This is a genomic window from Caloramator sp. E03 (assembly GCF_006016075.1).
Lineage (GTDB): Bacteria > Bacillota > Clostridia > Clostridiales > Caloramatoraceae > Caloramator_B.
The window spans coordinates 1,912,177-1,932,816 of record NZ_CP040093.1 but is presented as its reverse complement, the minus strand read 5'-3'; the positions used below and the strand labels follow the sequence as shown (position 1 = coordinate 1,932,816).

Genomic DNA, 20,640 nt, shown 5'->3' with positions numbered 1-20,640 from the left:
ATAATATAATTAACTATTGTGTAATTATATTAACGCAAGGATATGGAGGAATTTTATGAATTACAAAATGATTTTTCTTCTTTTAGGAGGACTTGGTCTTTTTGTCTATGGAATGAAACTTATGGGAGACGGACTTCAAAAGGCAGCAGGGGAAAAATTAAAAAAGATATTAGAAACTATAACAAGTAACAGAGTTTTAGCTATACTTGCTGGAGCAGGTGTTACAGCAATAATCCAAAGTTCAAGTGCTACTACTGTTATGACTGTTGGATTTGTAAATGCTGGACTTATGAATCTATATCAGGCTGCAGGAATTATAATGGGTGCTAACATAGGTACTACAATGACTGCACAGCTTATAGCCTTTAAACTAACAGATGTTGCTCCACTTATTCTTGCCATTGGCGCTGCAATGGTTATATTTTCAAAAAAGAAAAAGAATAGAGATTTAGGAGAAATAGTTTTAGGCTTTGGAATTCTATTTGTTGGTATGTCAATAATGGAAAGCTCTATGAAACCATTGAGCCATAATGAAGGTTTTAGAAACCTTATTCTAACCCTTGGAAAACATCCTTTAATGGGAGTTGTTGTAGGGCTCGGAATGACAGCAACAGTTCAAAGCAGCAGTGCAACAATCGGTATACTTCAAACCCTTGCAGGGATTAACGCTCTTCCTCTTAGCGTTGCCCTCCCAATACTTTTTGGTGACAACATTGGTACATGCGCAACTGCCCTTCTTGCAAGTATTGGAACAAATAAAAACGCAAGAAGAGCTGCTTTAATTCATTTAACATTTAATGTTATTGGAACAATAATATTTATGTCTCTATTTAAAATTGTTTTATTAGTTGTTCCTCAATTTGGTGGGGATATAAAAAGACAGATTGCAAATGCACATACACTCTTTAATGTAACAAACACAATAATACAGGCTCCATTTATAGCCCTTCTTGTAAAATTTGTTAATAAACTTGTTCCAGGAAAAGATGAAAAAGAAGATGTAATGACTCTTAAATATCTCGATTCAAGGCTTCTTGAAACTCCATCTATTGCTGTTGGGCAAGTTATAAAAGAGCTTGTTAGAATGGGAAATCTTGCTTCAGAAAACATTGAAAGGGCTTTTGAAGCATTTGTAAACGAAGATGAAAGGAAAATATCACAGGTACAGGAGATTGAGGAGATTATTAATTTTCTTGATAGGGAAATTACATCCTTTATGGTTTCCTTGTCAAAGGCTCCTTTATCAGATTATCAGTCAAGCATTATAAGTTCTCTTTTCCATGTTGTAAATGATATTGAAAGAATAGGCGATCATGCTGATAATCTCTCTGAATTTGCTGAGTATAGAATGTCTAAAAAGCTTTCTTTCTCTGATACAGCAATTGAGCAGCTAAAGACTATGGTTAGTACTGTAAAGTCTACAATAGACTTAAGCATAAAAGCTCTTGAAAACTTCGATTTTGAAGTAGCAGAAAAAGTTTTAAAATCAGAAGTTGAAATTGACAGTATGGAAAAAAGGCTTAGAAAAGAGCATATTGATAGATTAAACAAAGGTATATGCTATCCTGCAAGTGGTACAGTATTTCTTGATATTATAAGCAATCTTGAAAGGGTAGGAGACCACTCAACAAATATAGCTCAAATGGTTCTCGATTATAAAGGTGTATGATAGAAAAAATTCCGTAGAGAAAACCCTACGGAATTTTTTATTTATCCTCATACCCATTAGGATATGCTTTATGCCACTTCCATGCACTCTCGATTATGTCTTCAATATTCGTGTACTTAGGCTTCCAATTAAGATCTTTTTCTATTTTTTTAGAGCTTGCAATTAGTATTGCCGGATCTCCTTCCCTTCTTCCTATTACTTCTTTCTTTATAGATATCCCCGTAACCTTTTCAGCAGAATTTATAACTTCCTTTACTGTAAATCCGCTTCCATTTCCAAGATTATATACATTTGAATCCTTGCCATCATAAAGGGCTTCAAGAGCAAGATAATGTGCTAATGCTAAATCATTCACATGTATATAATCTCTAACGCAAGTTCCATCAGAAGTTGGATAATCATCTCCATATATCTTTATACTATCTCTTAACCCAAGGCAAGTTTTAAGAATCAGTGGTATAAGGTGGCTTTCAGGATTATGATCCTCTCCAATATCTCCATCCTCATCTGCACCACAGGCATTAAAATATCTTAAAGCTATATATTTTAGTCCTAATATTTTTGAATAATCCTCCATTGCATTTTCCATAATTAGCTTAGTCTTTCCATAAACATTAGTAGGGTTCTTTGTAATATCCTCTGTTATAGGGATTTGCTCTGGTTCACCGTAAACAGCCGCTGTTGAGGAAAATACAAGTTTTTTTACATTGCAAGATAACATAGCTTCAAGCAAATTAAGTGTCCCCATAACGTTGTTTTTATAGTATTTTTCTGGTTTTTCCATAGACTCTCCAACAAGGCTAAAAGCTGCAAAGTGAACTACAGAATCAATTGAATACCTTCTAATAGTATCCTTTAAAAGCTCACTATCAAAAATGTCTCCCTCAACAAATATTCCCTGTTTTACAGCATTCCTGTGACCTGTTGAAAGGTTATCATATACTATAACATTTTTGCCCATCCTTTGAAGAAGCCTTACTGTATGAGAGCCTATATATCCTGCCCCTCCTGTAACAAGAACATTCATATTATCACTCCTTATCCTAAAAATTTAACCCCATCTCCAATCACACTAGTATAAAAGCTTGGACTAATTCCTGTCTTATTTTTATAATGATTAGCTACAATATCTTTAAACTCCTCTATATATTCACTTTCAACTATAGCTATTGCACAACCTCCAAAGCCTGCTCCTGTCATCCTTGCTCCTATACATCCTTTAGCATTTTGCGCAGCCTCAACAATAGTATCAAGGTGAAGTCCTGTAACTTCATAATCTTCCTTTAAAGATTTATGGGATCCATTCATCAATTTGCCAAAAGACAAGATATCCCCTTTATTTAAAACTTCAACTGCCTTTACAACTCTCTCATTTTCACTTATAACATGTCTTGCCCTTTTAATTAATGTTTCATCTTTTATGCAATTATAAACATCATCTATTTTTGCTTCACAAAGGTTTGAAACCTTTTTATAATTTTTAATAATTTCAAGGCTTTTTTCACACTCTGTCCTTCTTTCATTGTATTTAGAATCAGCAAGTTCCCTTTTTTTATTGGTATTCATTATAACAAGGCTATAATTTTTAAGCTCAAAAGGAACATACTCGTATTTTAATGTGTTACAATCAAGAAGTATAGCATTGTTTTTCTTTCCCATGGCAACAGAGAATTGATCCATAATCCCACAGTTTACTTTAATGAAATTATTTTCAACCTTTTGACACATTAATGAAAGTTCCACCCTATCAATATCATGCTTTAAAATTGGATAGAGCATCATATATGCTGTTAAAACCTCTATAGCAGCTGAAGATGAGAGCCCTGCACCATCAGGTAAATCTCCAAAGTAAAGAATATCACATCCTTTTAGTGAGTAATCCCTTAAAAGATATTTTATAACACCCTTTGGATAATTACCCCATCCATCCTCCTTTTTATACTCAATATCATCAAGCTTAAAAGTAACAGTTTCCTTAGCATTTAAAGATTTTAAATTTACTATGTCATCACTTCTATATCTTATTACAGCATATATTCCAAGGGTTAAAGCTCCTGGAAATACATATCCACCATTATAATCTATATGCTCACCTATCAAGTTTACCCTTCCAGGCGAAAAAAAGCAAAGTATATTATCTTTTTCTCCATAATATTCATAAAATTTATTTTTTAAATGCTCAATATTCATAATAATACCTACCTTTCATAAACATCTCTTAAAAGTTTTGCAGTTTCTTCAACAGAAAGTGGGTTACATGCAGCCCAAGCTCCCATTTCTGATGAAGCATAGAATTTTATTTTATTTTTATCCCGTAAAGGTGGATAAAATTCTATATGAAAATGATAATAATCCTTTGAGTCCTCATACTCTTTACAGTTTACTGGAGTTTGATGTATGCACATCATATAAGGAAAAAGCCTGTCAAACAATTTATCAAAGGCACTTGTTACCCCCTTTAACATCATAGCAAGATCTTCTTTTTCCTTTTCATCAAACTCTGTAAAATTTCCTTTATGACTTTTACTTACTATAAACACTCCATAGGGATAATCTGTAAAAAAGGGGATATAAGAAATAAAGCTATCGTTTTCAGCTATAATTCTTTTTTTAAACTCTTTCTCCTCCCTATTCATATCGCAAATCATACATCTTCTTTTTTCATTGTAATAATCCTTACAGCTGTCAAGTTCTGTTTTTATCTTAAGAGGCAAAAAGGAATATGCATAAAGCTGTCCATGAGGATGGGGCATCGTAACTCCAACTTCTTCTCCCCTGTTTTCAAACTCAAATATGTATTTTATCTTATCATCCTTTGAAAGCTCTCTAAACCTTTCTGTCCAAAGATTTATAAGCTTTATTATGTGCTCTACCGAAAGGGAAGGTAAAGTCTTATTATGCTCAGGAGAATACAGTATAACCTCACACTTACCATAATTTTTAGCCACCTTATAAAGTTCGCTACCTTCAATATCAGGTTCATCAGGGTTTAACGTTAATGCAGGAAAATCATTATTATAGCAGTAAACATCATAATCCTCTGGAACTTTACCAGAGCCTGGGCAAAAAGGACACCAATCCTTTGGCATAAGAGGCCTTTGTTGCCTATTTGAAGCCACCATTGTCCATGTTCTTAAAAGTGGATTCCACCTTAACTCCGACATACTAATTCCTCCCAAAAATTTACTTTCTTTTGTTTCATAAAATATTAAAAAAATTTTATACTCAAATTACATTAAAAAAATCATCAAATACTAAAGTTGCTGCACCAATAACTCCACAGTCCTCCTTAAGATATGATGAAAGTATTGTAGTCTTTTGAGATAGATGCTTCATTGATTTTTTATATGTTATATTTCGTAAAGGCTTTAATATAAAATCCCCGGCTAATGCAACTCCTCCACCTATTATTATCATTTCAGGATTTAATATATTAATAAGATTTGATACTGCAAGCCCTAAATAACTTCCAATATCATAAAAAGTGTTTATTGCAAGCCTATCACCCATCTTTGCAGCTTCATATATTATTTCACCTGTAATCTTTGATAAATCTTCGTTTACAAGGTTTAAAATTATACTTTCCTTTCCAAGGTTTATATCTGATATAATTTTTTTCTCAAGAGCTGTGCCAGAGGCCATAACCTCAAGACATCCAAAGTTCCCACAGCTACATCTTGGGCCATTTTCAACTATGCTAATATGTCCAATCTCACCTGCCCCAAATAGGCTTCCTCTATAAAGCTTATCATTTATAAATATCGCTGCACCTATACCACTCCCAACGTTGATAAACACAAAGTCCCTAACAGACTTTGCAGCTCCAAACCACTTTTCTCCAAGGGCCATAACTCTAACATCATTGTCTATAAAAACTGGAAGATCAAATTGATTTTCTATTATACTTTTTATATTTAGATTTTCCCAGTTAAAATTTGGTGCATATAATGATACCCCTTCTATTGGATTTACTATTCCATGTACTCCAATACCTATTCCAAGAATTAAATCCTTTAATATATCAAACTCCGCAATTAATATTTGGATTACCTTTTTAGTAGAATCAATAACATTTTTTTCATCTAAAGATTCGTACTGTAATTCTATTTTTCTTATAATCTTTCCATTAAGATTACTTATAGCAGCTCTAACACTTTTAATTCCCATATCAACTCCTATTGCATAAAAAGCATCTTTATTTAACTCAAGGAGTATAGGTTTTCTTCCGCCTGAGGAATCCCCTATTCCTCTTTCTAATACAATCTTTTCCTCAAGAAGTATGTTTACATTGTTTGTAACAGTTGCAGGATTTAGCCCTGTTATCTTTGATATGTCAGCCCTTGAAATTGGCTCCTTTTCCCTGATAATCTTAAGTATTGCAGTCTTATTTATTTCTTTAATTAAGTTTTTTCTTGCAGTATGAAACTCCATCTTTTCACCAACTTTATTTATTCAATAAATTATATATTTAAAATATATATTATTTTCTACCTCAATTATACCATTTTACCACATATTTTTAAAATATTTTTTGTAATTTTTATTACTTATTTTATAAATTAAATTATGTTTTAAAAACACTAATAAATTTAACCCATATAATTCTAAATTGGTATAAGATTAATTTAGAATTATATGGGTTAGTCTATTTATCCTATATACTCTTTCAATACTCTCTCTATTTCATATTCATCTTTTCCATTAGGTCTTACCACTGATTTTATAAGTTCCCATTCTTCAATATGTACTATTTCCTCATCAGGTTCAAGCACAGTCAAAGGAGAAAGTGTTTCCATCTCAAGCATATAATCTGTAGTATAAGTTTCATAAGATACCCCATAGTCTGGATAGTTTCTATCCTTAAAATGCTCAAAACGTTTTATAAATAAATTGTTATGATTAAAATATGCTGCCCAACCATCTTCGTTATTAATACCTATTTTAAATGCAGCTTTCATACTTGGATTTTGAGTTAATGTAATATATTTTTCACCAAAATAAACCCTCGGATCGTTCATCTTTGTATAGGACCAAATAGAAATATTTCTATTTGGTAAAAGTCCTGTATCACTTTTGGGCTGTGGTATAACTTCAAGCCCTCCTGGTGCCATAATAGTTAATGCCCATGCTGAAACCTTTATTGCCCACGCATTTTTATTAATCAAGTGGTGAACAACCTTTAGTTTGTTTTTTTTGCCATCTAATGTTATCTCAAGCTCCTTTTTCATCTGTACATGTGGTTCTACATCCTGGCTTACCCTTATTCCATTTTCAATTCTTTCCCATTTTAAAGGCTTGTTATCCGGCATATAAGTTCTTGGCATATTTTCTGGACTATGCCATAGCCTATGGCCTCCTCTTAAATAGAATTTATCATCTTCAAAGTCAATTTCAACAGGTGCCTCATCACAAAACTCATTTTCTTCTCCTATAAATCCAAATCTTATTATCCTTGGCCCACAATCAACAGTAACCAGAGCATCAATACTTCCATTTGAAATTTCTAAGCATTTTCCATAGTTTTTATAACTTACTTCCTTAATCAAAATCTCTCCCATAACCATCCCCCATATCAAAGGCTTTTTTGAAAATTCTCATGCTTTTTAGCGAAATTTGTTTCAATAAGAACTGTATCAATAGGTCTTATTGCAGGAGTCAACGTATAGGTTCTATAGGCTGCCATTGCAACAACTTCAAGCACGTCTGCCATATTTACTGCATCCATTGGAGTTTTTCCCCAGGTAAAGGGTCCGTGGTTACTAACAAGAACTGCTGGCATATAAAGCGGGTTTACACCACTTAGAGTTTCTACAATAACTCTCCCAGTTTCAGCTGCATAATCACCTTTTATTTCTTTTTCATTTAATTTTCTTGTACAGGGTATGTTACCATAAAAATACTCTGCATGTGCTGCACCAAGTGGAGGAATGCTTTTACACGCCTGAGCCCAGGATGTAGCCCATGGTGAATGGGTATGCACTATCCCTCCTATTTCTTTAAAAGCCTTATAAAGTACCAGATGAGTCATAGCATCACTTGAAGGCTTTAAATTTCCTTCTATCACATTTCCATCATAATCAAGAACTACAAGGCTTTCAATATTAAGCTCATTATATGGAACCCCGCTCGGCTTTATTACCACAAGTCCTTTTTCTCTATCAATTCCACTAACATTTCCCCAGGTATGATTTACAAGTCCCCTTTTTGGTAGCTCAAGATTTGCTTCTAATACTTCTTCTTTTAGTTTTTCAAGCATAAATTCTTCCCACCCTATTTTTGTTCATAAAAATTTTACATATTTATATTATATACATTTATATTCTATCATTAAACCCTTTTTATAATTAATAGTTCGGTTTATTATGGAATATTATAGGGCTTTTATCTTATTTTCTTCATAAATCAAAAGTTTCCATTAAGTTTTACTATATAAAAAGCTTTGATATTTCATAATTTTCAGCATACCCCTTGCCCTGCCATATATCTTTTTCTTTTAATCTTCTATCTATTTCGTTTAAAACTTCCCATTTCTTAAGGCTCCACATAGGCCCAATCAAAAGTTCCCTTGGGCTGTCACCTGTCAATCTGTGAATTACCATATCTTCAGGTAAAATATTTATTGAATCTGTAACTAAATCTACATATTCATCAAAGGATAAAAACCTTAACTCTCCTCTGTTATAATAATCTACAAGCCTTGTTCCTTTCATTAAGTGAAGAAGATGTATTTTAATGCCTTGAGTTTTAGTATTAGCAACAAATTCAACAGTATTTATCATGTCCTTTTTGTTTTCACCTATAAGGCCAAATATAACATGGGTAACAACTTCAATACCTCTTTTTTTGAGTTCATTTACAGCTTTTATGTAAGTCTCAAGCCCATAACCTCTATTGATAACCTCTGCTGTCTTTTCATTTATTGTTTGAAGCCCAAGCTCAACCCAAAGATAGGTTTTTTGATTTATTTCAGATAAAAGATTTAGCACATCATCTTGAAGGCAGTCAGGTCTTGTTGCAATAGCAATTCCAACTACATCTTCAAGGCTTAATATACTATAGTATTTTTCTCTTAAAACATCTACAGGAGCATAAGTATTAGTATAAGCCTGAAAATATGCTATGTACTTCCCACTTTTCCACTTTTTATTCATCATTTCTTTTACTTCATAAAACTGCTTAACTAAATTCCTGCTCTTTCCTGTAAAATCTCCTGAACCGCGCTCACTACAAAATATGCACCCTCCCCTTGACAATGTTCCATCCCTATTTGGGCATGAAAAACCAGCATCAAGGGATATCTTAAATACCTTATCCTTAAATTTCTGCCTTAAATAATAATTTAAAGAATTATATCTTTTATCTCCCCATATTTTCGCCATTATATCACTTCCTAATATCTTTACTAATTAACATAATGTTTACTAAATATAAATTCATTATTAATATTCTACTGTTAATATTATATTACAAACTTCATAATTTCCCCCTTTAATAGATAAAAAGCCGGTCTTCCGGCTAATTTTTTTCTTCACAATTTATTAATAATTTTAAAATATATTCTTCATAAAAAGCTGATATTATAAAGTTAAACATATTCTATCCCCCTCTATTTTTATAGAAGCAAAGCCGGATTCACCGGCTATTTTGCTTTTTTGCTATTTAAATTTAAGAGGGCAAAATAGCTTTGAAAATTCCTTTTCTCCATATCCTTCAAAAGATGCCTTTATAATATTATCATCTTCATATATCAATATACCTTCTCCGTATCTTTCATGTATAACTTTTTTAACTTCCTTTTCCCTATTATTCTCCCTCTCTTCCCTTAATTTATCATAAAGATCTGAAAGAGTATTATTTTTTACATCATCTTCTTTAACAACAAGTTTTGATGGTATCATGGATATATATGGGCTCTCAAAGGGAAGAGCTCCTTGAAGGTTTGGTTTTGTTACATAAGATATTTCAAGATATTTTTTAGCTCTTGTTATACCTACGAAAAAAAGCCTTGCTTCCTCTTCTTCAACTCCTCTCTTTGAAGATATAGGCATGTTCCCCATATTAGCCCCTATTATAAAAACATAAGAAAATTCCAGTCCCTTTGACGAATGAAGTGTCATAAGGTTAACAAATGAGCCTTTATCCTTTTCTTCGTCGCTACATTCAAATATGTTCTCACCTTTAAAAACTATTTTATAGGATATTCCTTCTTTTTTAAAAGCATCTATAAGAACTTCAGCTTGAGCAGTACGTCTATATAAAACAGCAATATCACCATAATCTATTCCTTTTTCATTAAGCTCTTTAATCTTTCTTGCAACATGTAAAGCCTCATTAAATGAATCATAGTGCCTTTTAACTACTATAGGGTTTCCATAATCTGAAACCGCATCTATTTTTCCTTTATTTATAAATAGTTTTGCAGCCTCAACTATAGTACGAGTTGAGCGGTAATTTATAGGCAGTGAATACTCCTTTGGACTATAGAACTCCCTGTATTTTTCAAATATTTTATTTGTTCCTGTTCTAAAGGAATATATTATTTGATTCTCATCTCCAATTGCAAATATATGAGTATTATATCCTGCAATTTTTCTTATAAGCTCCAATTGCTTAATATCTGTATCTTGAAATTCATCTATAATAATATAATATGGATTTAAAGGACAATCAAGGACTTTTATGCAGTTTTCAATTATATCATCAAAATCCATAAGGTTATTTTTAATCTTTTCATCGTAATATATTTTGTATAGCTTTTCTATATCATCATCCTTTTTCATAATTCCAAAGAGTTTCTGGCCTTTTTTAAATTCCTCAATTCTCTTTACAAGTTTTGACTTGTATTTTATATTTAGATTTTTGCTTTCAATTATAGAAGTTAATATATTAAAAGCATGAGCATTATCTATTATTTCAAATCCCTTTTTATAACCTATACTTTCAAGTTTGCTGCTTTCATTTAGTATAGTCCTTGCAACTGAATGAAATGTGCCAAAGTATTTTGCTTTGCTATATACGTCCCTCTCATACTCAAATATTCTCCCTAATATCTCATCAGCTGCTTTGTTAGTAAAGGTAAGCACAATTATATCTTCAATGGGAACGTTTAGCACAAAATGCAAATATAATATTTTATTCACAAGCACCGTTGTTTTACCGCTCCCTACAACTGCATTCAATAGAACATATTTATCGTTGCTTAAAACAGCCTGCCTTTGATATTCATTAAGCTTTTCAAATTCTTTAATATATCTTTCCTTCATAATCCACCTACTTAGTTAGATCATCATATCTTCTCATTATTTTATCCATTATATCAAGCGATACATCTGCTTTAACATCTATTTTAAACCCTCTTGGAACATTCACATAACGTTTTATTATGTTTTCTATTTTATCTTTATTAACGCTGTCCATTATCCAATCCCTAAAAAAGCTTCCATTTACATTAAGTATTAAAACATCTCCTGATACTAAAACAGATTTAACAATTGAAAAGAAGGGTACAAAGGCTTCACTTCTCTTATTTAAAAAAGAAATAAATTCACTCCATTTCTCTGGCAAATCTTCTAAGTTAAAATTTTTTTCTTCAATATAGGATATGTTTTTACTCTTTTCTTTAACTTTAAAACTTATTTCATTCTTTTTAACCATTCCTTCTAATGCCCAAAGAACAAGTTTTTTATCAAGATGATAATCCCCAACACAAGCCGGACATCCATCATGGCACCTGCAATTTTTAACAAGGTTTATAGAATCATTTAAAATATCCTCTGCAAAATCAAAGGCCTTTTCAGTAAATCCAAGCCCTCCTGGATATAAATCATAGAGTATTATAAAAGCTCTTTTTACTTCTCCATCCTTTTCTACAGTATTAAAAACTGTTCCTCCTATATCTTCCGATGTTGCCATAGTTCTCATCTTTGCTGCAGTTAAAAGGGCATGTTTTATGCCGCTATAATAGTTAAATTCCGTATATGAATTTATTATGCTATCAACATCCTCTGGAATAAGATACCACATACCTTCTGTTTCAAGTTGTGTAAATAGGTTTTGAAATATAGGCTCAAATCCAAGATTTTGTCTGTTGTGAAATTGTATCATCTTATAGGCTGGAACTGACTCCTTTATATTTACATCCCCAAAGGTCACATTAGTTCTATTTATATTTTTGCTTTTAAACTCCTTAATAATACTTACAGAAGTCTCAGTAAAAGGAACAGTAAAATAGTTCATATCAACAGGTATAACCTGTGCAATCCTATTCGTTAAATCAAGGCTTTCAACAAGATACTGCATTCCATCATGTATATATATAGCTTTAGGATACACCTCATGGAATGCCTGATACTCATCCATTTCAGTAAGCATAGTTCCATTTTGTTTATTTATAACTTTATAAATACTGCTTGATATATTCCTTAAATTAAAATCCCCAGCTGGAAATTCCTTACCTATCCATGTAAATACTCCACCATCATTTTTAATTTCTCCAGCCTTTAATAAGACTGGTATTATCTCTCCTATATCTGGGAAAACAGAAGCATCATCCAAAGATAAAGGAAGCTCTGCAGCTGCAGCTCTAACATGTGCAAGCTGAACAAAGAGATTATCTTTATCAATAACAGCATTTTCAATTCCAGTTTTAATAAGATAATCGCTGTTTATTGCAATATATTGATCAATTGGAGAAACATCGAGAATAAGTATCCCAACAGCACCGTCACCTTTTCTACCAGCTCTTCCAACCTGTTGCCAAAATGATGCTTTAGTACCAGGAAAACCGCAGGATATTGCTATTTCAAGGCTTCCTATGTCAATTCCAAGCTCCAATGCATTAGTTGCAATAACTCCATTTATAAGACCTGATGATAGCCTCTTTTCTATCTCCTTTCTTTCCTGTGGAGTGTATCCTCCTCTATATCCTGATATCCTGTCAGATAAATCCTTTGAAAGACTTGGCATTCCTTCTATATTTGAAAGCCTATCCCTTGACTCTTTAAGAACTACTTCTACTTCCCTTCTGCTTTTGCAAAAAGTTATAAACCTTCTGCCTGACTGTATAAGGTCAGGTATAAATTCTGATGCTTCCTCTTCAGGAGTTTTCCTATATTCAGTATCTCTTAAAAAAGGAGGCTGCCATATATAAATTGTCTTTTGGCTCCCAGGTGAACCATCTTTATAAATATGTGAAAACTTTTTTCCACTAATATTCTCTGCATGCTCAATAGGATTTGCAATTGTTGCAGAGCTAAAAAGAAATTGAGGATTTGACTTATAGTATTTACATATCCTATTTAACCTTCTGATAACGTTTGCCATATGTGATCCAAAGGCTCCCCTATATACATGGAGCTCATCTATTACTACAAACTTAAGGCGTGAAAATATGTGATTAAATCCATATATGCTATGATTAGGCAAAAAAGCAGAGTTTATCATCTCAGGATTGGTCAATATTATATTTGCATTTTTTCTAATCCTTGATCTCTCATTAGGAGGAGTATCACCATCATAAATTCCACATTGAATGTTTTCCTCTCCAAAATATTCAATAGCTGATATAAAATTCCTAAACTGATCATGAGCAAGTGCCTTAGTCGGATATATAAAAAGTGCTCTTGTACTTTTATCCCTTAATATTTCCTCAATAACTGGAAGTAAAAAGCTTAAAGTTTTACCACTTGCAGTTGAAGTAGTAATTATTACATTTTCTCCTTTTTTAGCTCTTTCAAACATCTCATACTGATGCGAATAAAGTTTTTCTATTCCAATGCTTTTTAAATATCCTTTTAGATTATCACTCATACTTTCAGGATAAGCCATAAAGGTCGGTTCTCTTTTATCTATTTTAATTTCACCAATTATCCTTTTTTCATAATTATTAAGTTCAGGCAGTTTCATAAACTCACCCCTTAAAAGTTTTACAATATAATTTTAATCTTTAAAATCCTTATCTTCAATTGAAATGTAAAAGTAAGTTTTATAATAATAATTTTAAAATTGGTAATAATAATTTTGAAAAAATTTTGGAGGTGTTAAGATGTTTGATTTAGTTCCCTTTAGAAGAATTAACAATGACATCTTTGACCTTTATAATGATATGGAAAAAAACTTTCTGCAAAACTTTAATTTAGACTTTCCATCCTTTAAAACCGATATAGTAGATAAAGGGGATAAATTTGTACTTGAAGCTGATTTGCCAGGTTTTAACAAAGAAGACATTGATATAGACATAGATGGAAACAGGCTTACAATTTCAGCAAAGCATAGTGAAAAAAGAGAGGAAAACAAAGATAACTACATTAGAAGAGAAAGAAGATTTGGATCCTTCGTAAGAAGCTTTGATGTTTCTAACATTAAAACCGATGAAATAAAGGCAGAATATAAAAATGGAGTTTTAACCCTTGAACTTCCAAAGATAAACAAAGAAAACAAAAGTGGAAGGAAAATAAACATACAATAAAAGGCACCTTAAAAGGGTGCCTTTTATTGTAGTCGCAAACTAACCACTTATAGAAGTGGCAACTTCTATCGCTAATTAGTTTAAAGATTGTTATTATCTTTTTTCTCAAAATAGTCCTTAAAATTCGGTAAATAATCTTTATGAGCTTCTAACAATTCATCAAGAAGTACTTTAGCCATTCTCTCAGATTGAACCAGTGGATTAATTGTCATTGCAACCAAAGCCTTATTATAATCTCCTGTAATTGCCGCCTCAATAGTTAACCTTTCAAAGGATTTTATTTGTTGAACCAAACCATTTACAGCTACTGGAAGCTCTCCTATTGTTATAGGTTTTGGACCTTCCTTTGTTATAACACAGCTTACTTCTACTGCTGATTCTGCAGGTATCCCAGCTATAGCTCCATTATTCATAGTATTTACAGGCTGTATATCTCTCTTGTCATTATAAATTGAACTTATCAACCTGCAAGCTGCATCGCTGTAATAAGCTCCTCCTCTTTTCTCAAGTTGAGGTGGTTTAACTTCAAGGTTTGGATCTTTATATAATTCAAACAATTCATCCTCAAGACGTTTTACAACCTCTGATCTGGTTTCACCCTTTGAAAACTCCTCTAATTCATTATCAAGCATAGTCTTTTTCTGGAAATAATATCTATGGTATGGACAAGGAATTACGCCTAAACCTTTTACAAATTCCTTTGACCACTCAATATCTTTAATGTTCTTTACAGAAGGACCTATTTCACCATTAGCCATTCTATTTATTATTTCTTCTGTTATATCCTTACCATCTAGATAAACTTTTAATCCAAATACCATATGGTTAAGCCCCGCAAAATCAATCCTTATCCTGCTATGCTCAACACCTAATCCCTTTGCAATTGTCATTTCCATGCCAATTGGTACATTACAAAGTCCTATTACTTTTTTATTTTTTCTTCCGTATCTAAGTACAGCTTCAGTAACCATTCCTGATGGGTTTGCAAAATTAATAAGCCATGCATCGGGACAAAGTTCTGCCATATCTTTATCTATATCAAGTATTACAGGTATTGTCCTTAACCCTTTAAACATTCCTCCAGCACCATTTGTTTCCTGACCTATATATCCATGGCTTAAAGGAATTCTCTCATCTTTTATTCTTGCATCAAGTAAACCTACTCTTATTTGCGTTGTTACAAAATCAGCCCCTGAAAGTGCTTCCCTTCTATTTAGTGTTGTATATATATTAATTGGCACACCAGCTTTTTTTACCATTCTTCTTGCAAGGTTACTTACAATCTCTAACTTTTCTTTTCCCTCTTCTATGTCAACAAGCCAAAGTTCCCTTACAGGAAGCTCTTCATATCTTTTTATAAAACCTTCTACAAGTTCAGGTGTATAGCTTGATCCTCCACCTATGGTTACAATTTTAATCCCATCCATACCTTATCACTCCTCAAAAGTTTTCCTATATACCTTCTCAATTTTCATAAGATAATTTTTAAAGTAGGCTATGCTACTTTAAATCCTCTCCATTAGTACTAATAACCTTTTTATACCAATAGAAGCTCTTCTTTCTTATACGGCGTAAATCTTTTAAATCAAATTCATCCCTGTTAACATATATAAAACCATAGCGTTTTGCAAAACCCTGATGCGTACTTACAAGGTCAATAGCTGACCATGGACAGTATCCAATTAATTTTACTCCATCTGTAATTGCCAATTGGGCTTGTTCGATGTGTTTTCGCAAAAAATCTATACGATAATCATCATTTACTACATCACCTTCTTCTAACTTATCAAAGGCCCCCAACCCATTTTCAGTTACCAATAACGGCAGATTATATCTTTCATTCATTTCACACAACGTATTTCTAAAGCCCACAGGATCTATTTCCCATCCAAATTGTGTTTTTTCTAAATAAGGATTCTTTACTCCACGATAAACTCCCTGTTCTCCTATTACAATTTGCTGATCTCCAATAGATGTTTTATCCCATTCATCATTTTTACTTTCTGCTACAGTTGATGTTGAATAATAGTTAAATGCTATAAAATCTGGATTTGCACCCTTTAAAATTTCCATATCACCATCTTTAATCTCAGGTGTATAACCTTTTTCCTCCAAATAACTCCAGGCTTTGCTATTATATCTTCCAAATACAGCCATATCAAGATAGAGCCAGTTTCGAATTGATGATAGATTTGCAGCTGCAAGTACATCTTCAGGTTTTGAACTTGCAGGATAAATAGCTGAAATATTAGGTGCAGGACCAATTTTTGCATTTGGACATAATTCATGACATAACTTCATTGCTTTTGCCTGTGCTAAAAACATATTATGATTTTGCTGATATAATTCTTTCTCAATATTTTTTACATTTTTGTCAACTATTCCTATAGCTGCTCCATGCAAAATCATCATATTTTGTTCATTTATAGTAAGCCAATATTTTACCCTATCTCCAAAATTCAAGAATAAAGTTCTTGCATAATTCTCAAAAGCATCAATTGTCTCCCTGTTTGACCAGCCACCTTTTTGCTGCAAAGCATAAGGTAAATCGAAGTGATACATTGTTACAATTGGTTCTATATTATGTGATATTAATTCATTTATTAAATCATTATAAAAAGCAATCCCCTTTGGATTAACCTCTCCTGTTCCTTCAGGGAAAATTCTTGTCCATGCAATTGAAAATCTATATGCTTTAAAACCCATTTCAGCAAATAATGCAATATCTTCTTTATAATGATGATAATGATCACTTGCAACTTTAAAATCCGTGGTACCTTCAGGATGTTTTCCCATGTCTATAACCGACATCCCTTTTCCATCTTCATTATAGGCACCTTCTACCTGATAAGCTGATGTTGACGCACCCCATAAAAAATCCTTTGGGAAAGGCTTTAGTTTTTTATGATACATATTTTTTACTCCTTTCAATTATTTATATAAAGTATTATGCATATTTTTCTTCTGAATTAATGATAAATTCATTTATTACCTTTGCTACTCCATCCTCGTCATTAGATGTTGTTATATAATTAGCTTTTTCCTTAACAGCTTTAATTGCATTTCCCATAGCAACACCAAATCCTGCATACTGAATCATTTCAATATCATTTTCACTATCTCCAATGGCAACTATTTCTTCTCTTTTTATTTTATACTTTTCAGCTAAGAATTTTATGGCTGATCCTTTTGATACATCTTTACGAGTAATTTCTAAGCTGTTAAATCCAGGTACAACTTTAATTGACCCTATTTTTTTCAGCTCATCATAGACATTTTTTATTTTTTCCTTATCAAAACTATAGATTTCACACTTAACTATATCCTCTTTTTTTAAGTTAAAAACTTCATGCCATTTTCTTTTACTTTTAATATAATGCATTCGTACCCTATGATCCTTTGACTTAACTTTTAAAGCAAATGAGAAATAAAACATTAGATTCATAAAATTAAAAAGGCTATCACTATAATAAATATCTGTTATAGTATGAAATCGAGGATAAAGCTTATATTTATTACATATCTCCAGTATTTGGAGATTTATTTCCTTAGGTATTACAGCTTTATAAATAAACTCATTACTTCCCTTTTCCTTAATAATAGCTCCATTGGAAGCAATTATAGGGGATTTGATACCTATTAAATCAGAATAATATTCTGCATTTAGATATATCCTTCCAGTAGTAATTACAATGTGAACACCCATATCAAAAGCTTTTTTTAAGGCACTCTTATTTATATCAGAAATTTCCCTTTTACTGTTTAATAACGTTCCGTCCATATCAATACATACTAACTTATACATGAGATGATATTTTAAATTACCTCCCTAATCTTTTGATAAAATCATTTACGTCTTTTATATTCAAAACATCATTTTTTGCCAAAGCCCTGTCTGTAGTTTGTGTAGTCATCTTTACTTTTATATTTATAGGCTGCGGGCCTCCGTTTTCAGAAAGATCCTTTAAAAACTTTTCGTACTTTTCCTGTTCAGTTCCTGTAAACCCACAATCAACATAACTGATAAAATTAGTTGAAGCAGTATAGTCAATAGTAAATTCTTGTGTATTTCCTTTAACTGTTAACTTAAATAACTTCATTTTAAGCCACTCCTATTTCAAATTTTTTTATATATTTCAATTATTAGCCTGGTATTTTCTAAATGAAATACCAGGCTAATAGTTAAATATTACATGCTTAAACCTTGCTCTGCCTCTAATGTTTCTTGTTCTGCCTTAAGATTAAGTGCATCCTGTCTCTTAAAGAATGGGAAGTATGCAACTGTAGACCATGCCATTACTACTATCTGCCATAATGCTCCTCTCCATCCATTAACAATAAATCCATAAATTATTGGAGGTGTTGTCCATGGTGGCTCAACAGCTGTAAAAGGATGCAAGAAGCCTATTCTAACCATAAAATACGTTGCTACTGCTGAAACAACAGGTACTAAAACAAATGGTAGGAACATAAATGGGTTCATAACTATTGGGAATCCGAAGGTAACAGGCTCATTGATATTGAATAAAGCAGGCCATATAGCTAATTTACCTAAAGTCTTAGACTGGGTTGACTTACCTGCAAAAATCATTGCAATTACAAGACCTATAGTTAATCCTGAACCTGTAATAGCTACGTAACCGGACCATAGCTGATTTGTCATAATATGAGCTCCATTTGCAATAGTTAAAGCCTTACCACTATTTATAATAGCCTGGTTTGCTAATTCATTTGCAGTATATAAACCTTGTACAACACCTAAAACTATTGCTGCTCCATGAACACCAAACCACCAAAGAATAGAAACAAGTGCTGTAGTAATTATTACTCCTCCTATAGAATCTGTCATACCCTGAAGTGGAGTTTGTAATACTTTATATATCCATTCAATAAATGTAGTATTAAGTGCAACCTTAAAGAAAATATATATGAGGAAAACACCTGTAAATATAACAGCTGCAGGTATTAAAGCTGTAAACTGGTTAACAACACCCTGTGGAACACCTTCAGGCAATTTAATGGTAACTTTCTTTTTAAGTAATAATGAATATACATACCCTACTAGTAGTCCAACTATTATAGCTGTTACCATACCTTTACCGCCTGTCCAAGCTTTGTCTATAACGCTTCCTACTTTTATAGCTTTGTTGTCTGCTCCTGTAACTGTAACATAAGAATTATTAAGACCTAAAAATGATACAAGTGCTATTATTGAGGCAGGTAAGCCTTCAAATCCTTCATTCTTTGTATAAACATAAGCTATACCCATACATGCTGCAAAAGCTATGATTTCAAAAGTAACGCCATAGATTTGGAATAAAGGATCAGTCCAGTTGTTTCCAAAGATTCCTGCCATAAAATCATTAAATGGCTGATATGGGATTTGAGCAAGTAGCAGGAATACAGATCCAACCATAGTTAAAGGTAATGTGTACATAATTCCGTCTTTCAATGCAATAATAGCCTTTGTGTTGACAAATTTCATGATCATGGTTATCATTCTGTCAGTAAACTTCGTCGATTCCATACATAATTCCCCCTTTATATTAAAATATAATTTAGGAACAAATTTATTAGCTATTATGATAGCTAAATCTCATGCTCTCTCATGAACTATATAAATTTATTTTTTTCCAATTAATTTCAATGCATTTTCTAAAACCTTGGCTCCATTCATCATACCATAATCCTGTGGAGCAATAACATCAACAGGAATACCTAAGGGTTCACATATTTGCTTTGCCTTTGGTAGCATAAACCTAACCTGTGGTCCAAGCAGTACAACTGACACCCCATCTAAGTGTTTTTCCATTTGAGATTCTGGAAATGCCTCGACTTTAACATCAATCCCTTTTTCTTTTGCAGCTTTTTCCATCTTAGTTACCAAAACACTTGTTGACATACCTGCTGCACAAAATAATACAATTTTAATCATAATAACACCTCCAAAATATTAATATATTTATTTTTCAGCTAATAATTTATTTATATCCTTTGTTAATTCAATTATCTGACATATAAGATTTTTTTCAGAAATTGCAGTCATCAAATGATCCTGTGCATGTACAAATAAAATTGATACTTCCACATGCTCTCCACTTGCTTCTTTTTGTAATAAAGAAGTTTGTATATTGTGAGTCCTATCTATTACATCATTTGCTTTGCTAATTAGTTTTTCAGCCTCTTCAAACTTGCCTTCTCTTGCTTTTGATAATGCCTCATAGGCATAAGCCCTTGCTTCACCTGAGCTAATAATCAATTCCATTACTGTTTGTTCTATATTCATAAATTACCACTCCTTTTATTATCTTGTCATTTATATATAAAGCAACTTCCGTGCCAAAACACTAATTTTCTTCTTTTTGTTTGAATTGTCGCAATAATCATAATATATATTTTGCAGTGTTTCAATGTATTTTAGTAGTGTTTCAAATTATTTAAAACTTTTGTGTTTTAAATAATGTTTTTTAAAATAAATTTAAAACACTATATAGAATATGTTGTA

Annotated in this window: 18 protein-coding genes; 2 read left to right on the top strand and 16 right to left on the bottom strand. The window is 32.1% G+C overall.

The genetic code is table 11. From position 1 onward, the window contains the following. Positions 1-55 precede the first annotated feature (55 nt). Entirely contained in the window at positions 56-1,669 is a 1,614-nt protein-coding gene (locus tag FDN13_RS09510; protein ID WP_138979978.1) for a Na/Pi cotransporter family protein, read from the top strand. A gap of 37 nt (positions 1,670-1,706) precedes the next feature. On the opposite strand, the gene galE is transcribed toward FDN13_RS09510, so the two are convergent. From galE to FDN13_RS09465, 9 genes are all read right to left on the bottom strand, one after another. Further along, positions 1,707-2,696, bottom strand: a complete 990-nt coding sequence (gene galE / locus FDN13_RS09505; RefSeq protein WP_138979977.1) for a UDP-glucose 4-epimerase GalE — start codon at positions 2,694-2,696, stop codon at positions 1,707-1,709. An 11-nt stretch (positions 2,697-2,707) separates the two neighbouring features. Further along, a complete protein-coding gene (locus FDN13_RS09500; RefSeq protein WP_138979976.1) occupies positions 2,708-3,859 on the bottom strand; it encodes a galactokinase in 1,152 nt (383 codons plus the stop codon). An 8-nt stretch (positions 3,860-3,867) separates the two neighbouring features. After that, positions 3,868-4,833: a galactose-1-phosphate uridylyltransferase gene (gene galT / locus FDN13_RS09495; RefSeq protein ID WP_138979975.1), complete on the bottom strand. Its 966-nt coding sequence runs from the start codon at positions 4,831-4,833 to the stop codon at positions 3,868-3,870. A 61-nt stretch (positions 4,834-4,894) separates the two neighbouring features. After that, a complete protein-coding gene (locus FDN13_RS09490) occupies positions 4,895-6,100 on the bottom strand; it encodes an ROK family transcriptional regulator (RefSeq protein WP_138979974.1) in 1,206 nt (401 codons plus the stop codon). 218 nt (positions 6,101-6,318) lie between these two features. Further along, positions 6,319-7,227, bottom strand: coding sequence for a hypothetical protein (locus FDN13_RS09485; protein WP_138979973.1), 909 nt, complete (start codon positions 7,225-7,227; stop codon positions 6,319-6,321). A 14-nt stretch (positions 7,228-7,241) separates the two neighbouring features. Next, positions 7,242-7,925, bottom strand: a complete 684-nt coding sequence (gene araD, locus FDN13_RS09480; protein WP_138979972.1) for an L-ribulose-5-phosphate 4-epimerase AraD — start codon at positions 7,923-7,925, stop codon at positions 7,242-7,244. Between the two features lie 169 nt (positions 7,926-8,094). Then, positions 8,095-9,048 (bottom strand): TIGR01212 family radical SAM protein, encoded by a 954-nt coding sequence (locus FDN13_RS09475; protein WP_138979971.1) that lies wholly within the window; start codon positions 9,046-9,048, stop codon positions 8,095-8,097. Between the two features lie 276 nt (positions 9,049-9,324). Then, a complete protein-coding gene (locus tag FDN13_RS09470) occupies positions 9,325-10,932 on the bottom strand; it encodes an ATP-dependent helicase (RefSeq protein ID WP_138979970.1) in 1,608 nt (535 codons plus the stop codon). Between the two features lie 7 nt (positions 10,933-10,939). Then, complete coding sequence (locus FDN13_RS09465) at positions 10,940-13,573, bottom strand: DEAD/DEAH box helicase (protein WP_138979969.1); 2,634 nt, start codon at positions 13,571-13,573, stop codon at positions 10,940-10,942. A gap of 139 nt (positions 13,574-13,712) precedes the next feature. Here FDN13_RS09465 and FDN13_RS09460 point away from each other — a divergent pair, with 139 nt between their 5' ends. Continuing rightward, positions 13,713-14,135, top strand: a complete 423-nt coding sequence (locus FDN13_RS09460; protein WP_138979968.1) for an Hsp20/alpha crystallin family protein — start codon at positions 13,713-13,715, stop codon at positions 14,133-14,135. 80 nt (positions 14,136-14,215) lie between these two features. On the opposite strand, the gene FDN13_RS09455 is transcribed toward FDN13_RS09460, so the two are convergent. The 7 genes from FDN13_RS09455 to FDN13_RS09425 all read right to left on the bottom strand — a co-directional run bounded on the left by FDN13_RS09455 (position 14,216) and on the right by FDN13_RS09425 (position 20,421). Then, entirely contained in the window at positions 14,216-15,562 is a 1,347-nt protein-coding gene (locus tag FDN13_RS09455) for a 6-phospho-beta-glucosidase (protein WP_138979967.1), read from the bottom strand. Between the two features lie 73 nt (positions 15,563-15,635). Further along, entirely contained in the window at positions 15,636-17,048 is a 1,413-nt protein-coding gene (locus FDN13_RS09450) for a glycoside hydrolase family 1 protein (RefSeq protein ID WP_138979966.1), read from the bottom strand. 34 nt (positions 17,049-17,082) lie between these two features. Then, positions 17,083-17,940: a Cof-type HAD-IIB family hydrolase gene (locus FDN13_RS09445; RefSeq protein ID WP_138979965.1), complete on the bottom strand. Its 858-nt coding sequence runs from the start codon at positions 17,938-17,940 to the stop codon at positions 17,083-17,085. Positions 17,941-17,956: 16 nt separating this feature from the next. Continuing rightward, positions 17,957-18,235, bottom strand: a complete 279-nt coding sequence (locus FDN13_RS09440; protein ID WP_138979964.1) for a hypothetical protein — start codon at positions 18,233-18,235, stop codon at positions 17,957-17,959. Positions 18,236-18,324: 89 nt separating this feature from the next. Beyond that, positions 18,325-19,662: a PTS sugar transporter subunit IIC gene (locus FDN13_RS09435; RefSeq protein ID WP_138979963.1), complete on the bottom strand. Its 1,338-nt coding sequence runs from the start codon at positions 19,660-19,662 to the stop codon at positions 18,325-18,327. A gap of 96 nt (positions 19,663-19,758) precedes the next feature. Further along, on the bottom strand, positions 19,759-20,070 hold the full coding sequence (locus FDN13_RS09430) for a PTS sugar transporter subunit IIB (protein ID WP_138979962.1): 312 nt from the start codon (positions 20,068-20,070) through the stop codon (positions 19,759-19,761). Positions 20,071-20,097: 27 nt separating this feature from the next. Beyond that, positions 20,098-20,421: a PTS lactose/cellobiose transporter subunit IIA gene (locus FDN13_RS09425; RefSeq protein WP_138979961.1), complete on the bottom strand. Its 324-nt coding sequence runs from the start codon at positions 20,419-20,421 to the stop codon at positions 20,098-20,100. Between the last annotated feature and the right edge of the window lie 219 nt (positions 20,422-20,640).

Bases quoted from the DNA above. Each gene is read 5' to 3' on its own strand.
- FDN13_RS09455 (WP_138979967.1), bottom strand. From the start codon at position 15,562: ATGGATGGGATTAAAATTGTAACCATAGGTGGAGGATCAAGCTATACA.
- FDN13_RS09500 (WP_138979976.1), bottom strand. From the start codon at position 3,859: ATGAATATTGAGCATTTAAAAAATAAATTTTATGAATATTATGGAGAA.
- FDN13_RS09425 (WP_138979961.1), bottom strand. From the start codon at position 20,421: ATGAATATAGAACAAACAGTAATGGAATTGATTATTAGCTCAGGTGAA.
- araD (WP_138979972.1), bottom strand. From the start codon at position 7,925: ATGCTTGAAAAACTAAAAGAAGAAGTATTAGAAGCAAATCTTGAGCTA.
- FDN13_RS09435 (WP_138979963.1), bottom strand. From the start codon at position 19,662: ATGGAATCGACGAAGTTTACTGACAGAATGATAACCATGATCATGAAA.
- FDN13_RS09445 (WP_138979965.1), bottom strand. From the start codon at position 17,940: ATGTATAAGTTAGTATGTATTGATATGGACGGAACGTTATTAAACAGT.
- FDN13_RS09440 (WP_138979964.1), bottom strand. From the start codon at position 18,235: ATGAAGTTATTTAAGTTAACAGTTAAAGGAAATACACAAGAATTTACT.
- FDN13_RS09470 (WP_138979970.1), bottom strand. From the start codon at position 10,932: ATGAAGGAAAGATATATTAAAGAATTTGAAAAGCTTAATGAATATCAA.
- FDN13_RS09475 (WP_138979971.1), bottom strand. From the start codon at position 9,048: ATGGCGAAAATATGGGGAGATAAAAGATATAATTCTTTAAATTATTAT.
- FDN13_RS09490 (WP_138979974.1), bottom strand. From the start codon at position 6,100: ATGGAGTTTCATACTGCAAGAAAAAACTTAATTAAAGAAATAAATAAG.
- FDN13_RS09465 (WP_138979969.1), bottom strand. From the start codon at position 13,573: ATGAAACTGCCTGAACTTAATAATTATGAAAAAAGGATAATTGGTGAA.
- FDN13_RS09485 (WP_138979973.1), bottom strand. From the start codon at position 7,227: ATGGGAGAGATTTTGATTAAGGAAGTAAGTTATAAAAACTATGGAAAA.
- galT (WP_138979975.1), bottom strand. From the start codon at position 4,833: ATGTCGGAGTTAAGGTGGAATCCACTTTTAAGAACATGGACAATGGTG.
- galE (WP_138979977.1), bottom strand. From the start codon at position 2,696: ATGAATGTTCTTGTTACAGGAGGGGCAGGATATATAGGCTCTCATACA.
- FDN13_RS09460 (WP_138979968.1), top strand. From the start codon at position 13,713: ATGTTTGATTTAGTTCCCTTTAGAAGAATTAACAATGACATCTTTGAC.
- FDN13_RS09450 (WP_138979966.1), bottom strand. From the start codon at position 17,048: ATGTATCATAAAAAACTAAAGCCTTTCCCAAAGGATTTTTTATGGGGT.
- FDN13_RS09510 (WP_138979978.1), top strand. From the start codon at position 56: ATGAATTACAAAATGATTTTTCTTCTTTTAGGAGGACTTGGTCTTTTT.
- FDN13_RS09430 (WP_138979962.1), bottom strand. From the start codon at position 20,070: ATGATTAAAATTGTATTATTTTGTGCAGCAGGTATGTCAACAAGTGTT.